This window comes from Holospora obtusa F1 (genome assembly GCF_000469665.2).
In the GTDB taxonomy this organism is placed as follows: Bacteria; Pseudomonadota; Alphaproteobacteria; order Holosporales; family Holosporaceae; genus Holospora; species Holospora obtusa.
Window position 1 is genome coordinate 1 of the sequence record NZ_AWTR02000014.1, and the last position, 8,768, is coordinate 8,768.

An 8,768-nucleotide genomic window follows, 5' to 3' on the forward strand; every position below is an offset into this window, starting at 1 on the left:
GATTAAAACATAGATCAAAATGAAAAATTATAACAAAATATTTATATTATGTCTGAGCACGTTTTTAGTCCCCGTTCAAAATGTGTTTTCTGAGGGGATTGATGATTTTTATGCAATCTGGAATAATTTTGTAAAAGAATATAATAAGATAAAGCAGGACAAAGAAAGCAATCCATCTAAAATAAAAGATGCAATAGGAAAAAAATCAGAAGAAATATTTAAAAATTCTTCCTTGTTCAAGCATAAAGAAATGATACACGACATTTTTATTCAAGTCATTGATCAAATATTAGAAGATAGAGTTAAAGTCACAAGCATACCAGCTATCAAACAAAGTTTTGAACAATTTTTTAATGAAGTAAAGTTTGATAAAATCGCAACATTTGAAGATATAGCATCTTTTTTTAAATCAAAAGACTTGAAAAGCAAAATTTGCCATACTTTTGATGAGGACGATGAAGAAAAATGTAAAAGATTAATAGATTTTGTTCGCAATTCAAAATCAAAGGTAACTGTAGATCAAAAATGTGCATAAGACTCCGAGTGATCTGGATACGTCACAGTCGTCTAATACTACAGAGAAGAATACAGCTCCACAGTTTGGGGACACATCGATTCTGGAGAGAAAAACAAATGTGAATACATCACAGAATTTTGTTGATGGTCAGACGGATGATCTGAATACATCACAGAGTTTTGGTAATAATGAATCGGATAATTTGACTAGATCACAGAGTTTTGGTGATGATGAGTCGGATGATCTGAATAGATCACAGTTCATTGGTTCCTCTTCGAAAGATACGCATAAATCGCTGAACACATCACAAAAGTTTAATGATGAAAATCAGAATTTTACAAATACATCGCAGTCTTCACAGTTTGGTGATCAAAATTTTTTGAATGGAATGAATAATAAAAATCAGAATTTTACAAATACATCGCAGTCTTCACAGTTTGGTGATCAAAATTTTTTGAATGGAATGAATAATAAAAATCAGAATTTTACAAATACATCGCAGTCTTCACAGTTTGGCAACCTACCTGTTCCGAATGAAATGAACAATAAGAATCAGAATCTTGAAAGCACATCACCATCTCCACATTTGGGCGACCAACCTATTCTGAAGGAAACGATTGATACGAAACAGGGTACAGCACGTCAAACTAAAAGTCCCTCATCTCGCATGGATATTCAATCTTTTTTTGAGATATGGAATACTTATGTTGATGCGTACAAAAAAGGAATTAGTAAAAATTTAAAAAACGAAAGCGATAAAATAGAAGCTATAAATAAAAATGTATTAGAAAGTTACTTTAAAATAAGGACAAAATTTGCTGGCAAAATGACGTTACTCAGTTTTGATCATCAAAATATTTTGAAATTTTTTATGATTCTTGTGCTTGCAATTATTACGAATAACACCGATAATTTTTGGACCACTACAAAACAAGCAGAGATTAAGAAGGTGCTTCAAGATCTTGTTTCCATGCTAGGAAAAACGTTAAGCATTAAAGATTTCTTAAGCACAGAGAATATCCAGACTATGTGTAAAAATTTTGATCCAAAAGATCAAAAAGAATGCACAAAGTTTCTATCACATACTTCTAATTTCTAACATATAAAATATGAATTCAAAACATATACAATACGTAAAATAATCTTGAAGATATTTAAGTTCAGTGCCTATTCTAATTCCATAGATCTCTAAAACTTAAATTCAAAATGAGGAGTTTTGTGATATCAAATTTTTGAGCATCAATTTTTACAACACTCCTTTTACTTCAAGAATTATAGCAAGAAATATAGTCAATCAATTTGAAATTTACGCACAAAAGAGGCCGTACAAATCATTGCAATCATGTGAGCGCTAACCCAACGCTTCCATATTAGCTTATCTCAAAATTTTTCTACCCAAGTTTCAAACAACTTTCTATTATTTTTTATTTACACACGTTGGTATTTTTTTCGTAAATTTCGACGATAAAATAAAAGAATCCTCTTTATCTCCCTCAACATACATTTTGAACTATAAACCTAACGTTAAGATAGATCGGTTTTATTTTTTGTATTCGTGCTAAAAAAATTTTGTTTTAAATTTTTGTGTATCCTTCAAAATTCGAGTTTTTTTTGACAAAGAAAATATTATGTTTCATAAAATCTTATTGACAAATAAAATAATTTGCGATACAATGGTTTTCAGTGTTAGCGCCCATAGCTCAATTGGATAGAGCGCCAGACTACGGATCTGGAGGTTATGAGTTCAAATCTTGTTGGGCGCGCTTAATCTGTGAACAGTTAAAAAGTAATACTTTGAAGTGTTTTTGAGGTTTGATAAATTTTTAAAAACTTTTTTTGGCATTGACTAGAAAAAATAATAGGGTGTCATAAAAAAATAATTTATTCAAAAAAAGATTGTAAGCAAAACTCGATAATTTAGGCAAAGATATCATGCAAGAAGAATTTCTAAATTTTTGTGCATTGAAACGTCAATCCTGTCGAAATAAGTCAAAACACTTTAAACGGACAAAACGTAAAATTCTCCCCAAATATCCTTGAAAAAATTATAATCTTATCAGCAAAAGAATTCTTTAAGGCAACTTGTTCTGCGATAAAAGCGCACTTTCGGCAATATGATTGCATTTTATCTTTTTTACCTCCCTACAGATGTTTCGGTGACTCTATGAGAACGACTTCATAAATATCCATATCATGTTTAAGCACTTCATTACCCTGGAAAAGTAAAATAAGGATACTTAATTAACGTATCCTTCCTTCACTTGGTTATATCATACTTTTTTCAAACTATAACTTTTGGTCTGCGTGAACATAAGGTCTATATTCCCTAACTATTTAGTTCCAAATTCTTATGGTATAACCTATAAGGCACTAAAGGAGGCTAATGTATCGAAAGTATACTGCATAGAAATGCCAAGACGATGCTTTGAGTCCGAAAAAAATACAAAACTCTGTACAGAGCGTCGCTAAAAATAGCAAAGCGTCTGGGCCTTCAGTTTTGAAGTAAAAGAAAGCCAGTTGTGTTCAAGATAAACGCTCTGGACCTGAGCAGCCAAAGCATTTTATTTGTAACAGAAGCAAAAGATTGTGTGTGAATTCAGACGCGTTTCTAAGCTTCCGCTTGATGATGTTTATATTGCTTTGAAGGAGAAGATTCCCAATTTCATGGGCTCTAATCTGTATCGATACCTCAAAAGACTAAATATTTACCCAAAAAAGAAGAGTCGGCTCCTGAAAAAAAGAAATTTAAAGAATATCTCCTTGGATTTGTTCATATTGACAGTACAGAAGGTCCGCACAGATCAAGGGAAATGCTACCTTTTTGTAGCCATTGATCGGTCAACAAAGTACGTTTGTCGAGCTCCATTCAAAGATGTCGGTTAACGAGTCAAGTGCATTTTTGAAAAATCTGATCGCCCATTGTCCTTTTAAAATAACGAAAATTCTCACAGACAAGGGGGCGCAATTTATCTATGAACTGCTTGCACTACACCTGAGGCCAAAAAACGCACCGCTTTTGATGTGATGTGCAAGGAGCATACCATTAAGCACAGGCTCACCAAATTCAAGCATCCTTGGACCAACGGTCAGGTCGAAGTCATCAACAGAATCTTCAAACACTACACAACAAAAGCTTATTTTTACAAAGATCTCGATGAGCTAAAGCGCCAATGATGACTTTTGTGCTTTACTATAATCATAAAAGAAAGCTAAAATCATTGAAATATCAGCCCCCCTTTGATATTCTTATGTTAGAATTTGAACATAACACGTCAAATTTTAATCATAATTCAAACCACATGTTATTGGGACTAAACAATCTTTTTTTTAAATTTTGTTATTTATAACGTTTTATGTTTTTTTTACAAAATAAGTTTTTTAAAAATTCTAAGTTCTGGGCACCTAAAAAGGCATTTAAATGGTTTCAGGCGCACTTTTTTCACCCCCCATACTCTCAAAAGCATGGCAAGATTTTTGAAGATTTGCTGATTTCCCTAAGTAGCCTTCTTCTCGAAAAGAAAAGGCCGCATATTTTCCTATAATGATGTGGTCCAAAATACGAATCTGAAATGGAATCAAAGCAACTTCTAATGCCCGCGTTAATTCTATGTCTGCCTTAGACGGATGAGGATCTCCAGAGGGATGATTGTGGATTAATATAAGATTTGCTGCGTTAAAGGTTAAACATCGTCCCATTAATATTCTAGGATATAACGCTACTTCATCTAATGTTCCCGTTTGAACAGTTTCTTCTTGAATTAATTCATATTTTTTATTTAAAAAGAAAATACGAAATTCCTCTTGAGCTAAATGCCCCATAGAAAGGTAAGCGTAATCAATCACTTTTTCAATGTTATTAAGAATAGGAGCTTGGCGAATTTTTCGAATTAAAAGCCTGCGCGCGATTTCATGAAAGCATACAACCCCCCAATGACTTAAAAGCTCTGATTGAAAAAACACGCCCGACAACGATTCATGCGCTTCTAAAAGTTTTTTAGCTAAAGGCTTCATATCTTTCCGAGGGTATAAAATTCCCAAAAAGAGCTCTAACAGCTCATAATCGGGTAAAGTTTGAGGGCTTTTTAAAAATCTTTCTTTTAACCGTTGTCTATGTCCAAGATACAAAGGCTTTTCTCTGCCAATTTTTTCTTTCTTTTCTTTCATACCAAATTCGTTATGTTTCATTAGAGGAAAATTGAATAAAAAACGGTCGCACTCTCTATAGTAATCCAAGCAACTTACTTTTTAAAATAAACGTAAAGGATTGAAATCTTTACCAATTTTTTTGAGTCTTCCCTACAACACATCCATAAGATCGAATCATGCTTAGAGTACCATTGCCGTCCATTCTTCAAAAAGAGTTGTTTTTGGGGATATGTTTTCTTTTAACGCCGTTCTAGCCCGAAATCAAGTTTTAAAACGTGTACGAGCTTCATATATAGTTAAATTAAGTTGAGGTTTGCGGATAAAAATAAAGCCTGAAATTTGATGATCGAAGAAAAAAGGATCTTGGCTATATGATTTTAAAATCTTCTTTCAAAAATAACATACCTTTAAAAAAACGTCAACATCAACTTAAATGTGCTACAGGGCCTGCGCATGAAAAATTTTTTGTAGTGATTTGATTAGGTGCTTGAATGACATTGAATTGACATTGTCACCTAAAAATGCGTTTGGGTGCAAAGCCCCCTATAGAACAAGGGGCTTTTATCAATATGCAACTAATCATCCAGATGCTAGATCAGAAGATATTGTTCGTGAATTTGGCATAAGTGCCAGTGAAGCACGTTATTGGTTAAAGCGCGTAGCTTTAGTTTTAAAAAATCTTCACCTATGTGGAAAGCAAGTAATAAAATATATCATCTAAAAATCTTGTATACGTTAATGAAAAAGGGATAGAGCTAACCATTTGCAAATATAGAGGATGAGACAAAAAAAGTGAAAGATTTTTTCGTAAAAAAAGCGGTAAATATTACGAAAGAACTCATATTGTAACAGATTTAGTAAATAATGAAATGATTGCTCTGATGGTTTTTAACAGTTCTTATAACACACAATTATTCGAAGCTTGGGTAGCGCAGTTTTTGATAAAAAAATTAAAACCCGGACAAGTTGTGATCATGAATCATGCTTCATTTCATAAATCTCAAAGAACTAGAGAATCACTAGAATCTTTCTGTTATAGTTTTTTTACCACCTTATTCACCTGATTTAAATCCAATGGAGAAAATTTGAACAAATATGAAACGATGGATTAGGCGGCAAATTGAGTTCTGACAGGGCTTATACCAGTCAATTAGTTTTTTTTTATTTTATCATAATTCAACTACTTTTAGTATATAGGTTCTTGATTACAGGATCTTAAAATTTTTTTCTAGAAATAACACCTATCTTCTTAAGCTTCAATTCAATTTACTACATGTTTTTATAACGTTGAATAGTAGAAATTTTTGTAAAGATGCTTATTTATATCTAAAAAATGTAGATAGTTTAACTTTTTTTGTTTCTAACCTTGAATATCAGAGTATCCCCTACATAATATAAAAATTCAATATTTTTTCAGCGATATTAAAAATTTGCAATGATCGAAATCAAGATTTTACAAATTGTTATTTTTTTGGGTTATTAGAAACCTAAAAAAATCAATAACGCCTTATTGATTGCGTTGAGTAAGGTTAGAAAACAAAAAAATTTCAAAAATCGCTGCACACTACCCATTCCTTACTTGTTAGGATGAGGTTCTTGGATATAGTCACTTTTTAAAAAAATAAATCCCAGAAAGGCTAACAGAGTCACGATGGAAAGAAAAAATAATGCATGCGTATAAGGAGAGGTTGTATATATAGGAACTCCCGTTGCGCTTCGTGAATGATCCCAAAAATGGTCCATCACTCTTCCAAAACTCTCTTGCATGACATAGGAAATCCCCATAATCATTGTATTTGTTAAAGCACTTGCAGTTCCGGAAAATTTAGAAGAAAGCGCTTGATTTGCTAAAGTAAAAACTAATACCTGAGCCCCCATAGCTAATCCCACAACGGAACATAAAAAGACAATAATATAAAAAGGTACGATACCTGCAGATAAAGCAATCATCCCCATACCTCCCGAAATTATAGGGGTTGCTAAAAAAATTGCACGCCAATAACTTTTCCAGTGACGACACAGGGGTAATACCAAGACACTTCCTAAAGAAAAAAAGATATACATGGCCATACTGGCATTGGATGCAACGGATGCAGAAATCGAGTAAGCAGATTGAAGAAAAGGCACCCCCCAAGCTTCAGCAAAAACGACCAAAGGTGCATAAAGAAATGCCCCGATCAAACCTGCTCCCCATATTTGAGAACTTTTAAGTACAGGCCAAAGAAATTTAGTCCAACTAAAAATGCCTAATATCAGTTCAATAAAAAAATTTTTTTTCGAATGAGAAGCTAAAGAAAGATCTGAAGATGCATCTTCTTGAACGGGCAAAGAGTTTTCTTGAACTGAGAAAGAATTTTCTTGAACTGACGATGCAATAGATACACTGTCTTGTGGACGATCTCTAACACAGGCCCAAATGAGTGCCGCCAAAATTAATCCGAAACCAGAAAGTGCGCATAATGCCATTCTCCACCCAAATGCGTCGACCAATTTTGCAAGTGGATAAGCAGCGCACAAACCTCCAAGACAACCAATAGCATTAGTTAAACCTGCCATTAACGGAAAATTTTTAACCTCAAACCACTCAACGATCAGTCTTAATGTGCTGATAAAGGCACACGCAGATCCAATACCTATACATACACGACCTAAAATAGCTACAGGATAATAATATGAAGTCCCTAATAAGAGAGCTCCCAAAGAACAAAATGCGCAAGAAATGCTAACTAAGTGACGAACTCCTATTTTGTCTAACAAGATCCCACAAGGAATTTGCAATCCAGAATATGCATACCCGTAGACAGCTGACAAGATCCCCAATTGAGTGGCCTGAATATGAAAAGTTGACATAAAATCTTTTGCAAGAACTCCTGAAGAGGCTCTTAATACCATTTCATAAAAATAATATATCGCAACTAAAAGCCACATCAGGGTACCTTGGATGTTTTTTTTTGAACTTTTAAAATTCATCGTACTCACAAGTTTATCTCTCATTATATTTCGATGATAGAAGAAGCTGTGTTAAAAGTCTATCTCTCAGAAGACAATAAAAATAATTCAATGTATATTTTAAAATGTCGGGAGAAGTTCACGGCATCATAGAAATAGAGGCAAATATTAATGGTATGTATTAAAAATTTTTTTTTCTTTCAAAGCAAGAAAGCAGAGCGTATAGAAACTTGTTTGCAAAAAAAGAAATCATATTTTCGTAATGTATTGGGAGGCATTTTTTTACTTGGACTTTTATGTTTTCAGGTCGTTATGGCTATGGGAAATCCGTTTAGTTTTCAAGTAGACGGAGTTGATTTTAGTGAAGCCACAACATCAGAAGAAAAAGCAGATTGGGCTAACCTAGTTGATAAAGGAATGGATAAAATGAAAGCCGCACGACAGATTTTGAGAAAAAAGAATCGCATACATAAGTAGCGAGTTATAAGTGAAGAATGTTTTAGGAAGCTAAACGTGTAGTTGAGATGTATTATGAAGTGAATCATAGATGCTCACATTTTTGGCTACATCAGAACTTTTACAGTAAAAACAGTTGAATTGAAATGCAAAATATCAGATCTCTTTCGAAACTCATTTATACTGGTTCATGTCCTCACTTAAGTTGACTTTTTTCGATATTTTTGAGAATTTTATACGAATTCAAAGAAAATATAAGTTAAATGAGACGTTATGCGTTTCGGGATGGTCAGTGAGATCGGATAAAGGAGAATTTTCTTGAAAAATCAGAGGGGCGTGACAGCCAAGGATAATTTCCTGTTTGTCGATGCTGTTTTATACTGTTACCGTGGTGAAATTCATTGGCGTGATCTTTCCAGAGAGGTTTGGTGATTTTAAAGCCCTCTCCCCTCTTTACCCATTGGAGCCAAAAGAGTGTATGGAAAAAGGTTTTAAGACGTTTTATCATAGCGTGTGTCAATTGTGCGGTACTGCCTTAAAGTTTATTAACTAATGTTACGCAGCAATAGTTGATTTCTGCTTGAAATAATCATATTTTTCGTCCATAAGTTTTTAAGGACAAAAAATGAAACTGGATCTTCTTGATATTTATAGCAACTATTTCATAAGTCAAAATCACTATGCAACATCGACTGGTTTA

7 protein-coding genes, 1 tRNA gene and 1 pseudogene are annotated in these 8,768 nt (G+C 33.3%); 6 read left to right on the forward strand and 3 right to left on the reverse strand.

The window, feature by feature from the left end; genetic code table 11:
- The first annotated feature begins 82 nt into the window (after positions 1 to 82).
- The 3 genes from P618_RS00555 (at position 83) to P618_RS00565 (ending at position 2,280) form a co-directional block, all read left to right on the forward strand.
- On the forward strand, positions 83 to 535 hold the full coding sequence (locus tag P618_RS00555) for a hypothetical protein (RefSeq protein WP_156918926.1): 453 nt from the start codon (positions 83 to 85) through the stop codon (positions 533 to 535).
- 100 nt (positions 536 to 635) lie between these two features.
- Entirely contained in the window at positions 636 to 1,616 is a 981-nt protein-coding gene (locus tag P618_RS00560; RefSeq protein ID WP_156918927.1) for a hypothetical protein, read from the forward strand.
- A 590-nt stretch (positions 1,617 to 2,206) separates the two neighbouring features.
- Positions 2,207 to 2,280 (forward strand) — tRNA-Arg (locus P618_RS00565).
- 1,207 nt (positions 2,281 to 3,487) lie between these two features.
- Here P618_RS00565 and P618_RS07585 read toward each other — a convergent pair.
- On the reverse strand, positions 3,488 to 3,637 hold the full coding sequence (locus tag P618_RS07585; protein ID WP_021826926.1) for a hypothetical protein: 150 nt from the start codon (positions 3,635 to 3,637) through the stop codon (positions 3,488 to 3,490).
- Between the two features lie 294 nt (positions 3,638 to 3,931).
- Positions 3,932 to 4,681 (reverse strand): JAB domain-containing protein, encoded by a 750-nt coding sequence (locus P618_RS00575; RefSeq protein WP_021826927.1) that lies wholly within the window; start codon positions 4,679 to 4,681, stop codon positions 3,932 to 3,934.
- Between the two features lie 469 nt (positions 4,682 to 5,150).
- Here P618_RS00575 and P618_RS00580 point away from each other — a divergent pair, with 469 nt between their 5' ends.
- Complete coding sequence (locus P618_RS00580) at positions 5,151 to 5,384, forward strand: hypothetical protein (RefSeq protein WP_021826929.1); 234 nt, start codon at positions 5,151 to 5,153, stop codon at positions 5,382 to 5,384.
- 118 nt (positions 5,385 to 5,502) lie between these two features.
- Positions 5,503 to 5,727, forward strand: a pseudogene (locus tag P618_RS08975) (transposase); the annotation flags it as partial.
- A gap of 511 nt (positions 5,728 to 6,238) precedes the next feature.
- Here the strand turns inward: P618_RS08975 and P618_RS00585 are convergent.
- A complete protein-coding gene (locus tag P618_RS00585; protein ID WP_021826930.1) occupies positions 6,239 to 7,591 on the reverse strand; it encodes an MFS transporter in 1,353 nt (450 codons plus the stop codon).
- A gap of 192 nt (positions 7,592 to 7,783) precedes the next feature.
- Here P618_RS00585 and P618_RS00590 point away from each other — a divergent pair, with 192 nt between their 5' ends.
- Complete coding sequence (locus P618_RS00590) at positions 7,784 to 8,089, forward strand: hypothetical protein (RefSeq protein ID WP_021826931.1); 306 nt, start codon at positions 7,784 to 7,786, stop codon at positions 8,087 to 8,089.
- Positions 8,090 to 8,768 lie beyond the last annotated feature (679 nt).

Excerpts from the sequence above, each read along its gene's own strand:
- P618_RS00585 (WP_021826930.1), bottom strand. The coding sequence starts at position 7,591 with ATGTGGCTTTTAGTTGCGATATATTATTTTTATGAAATGGTATTAAGA.
- P618_RS00575 (WP_021826927.1), bottom strand. The coding sequence starts at position 4,681 with ATGAAAGAAAAGAAAGAAAAAATTGGCAGAGAAAAGCCTTTGTATCTT.
- P618_RS00590 (WP_021826931.1), top strand. The coding sequence starts at position 7,784 with ATGGTATGTATTAAAAATTTTTTTTTCTTTCAAAGCAAGAAAGCAGAG.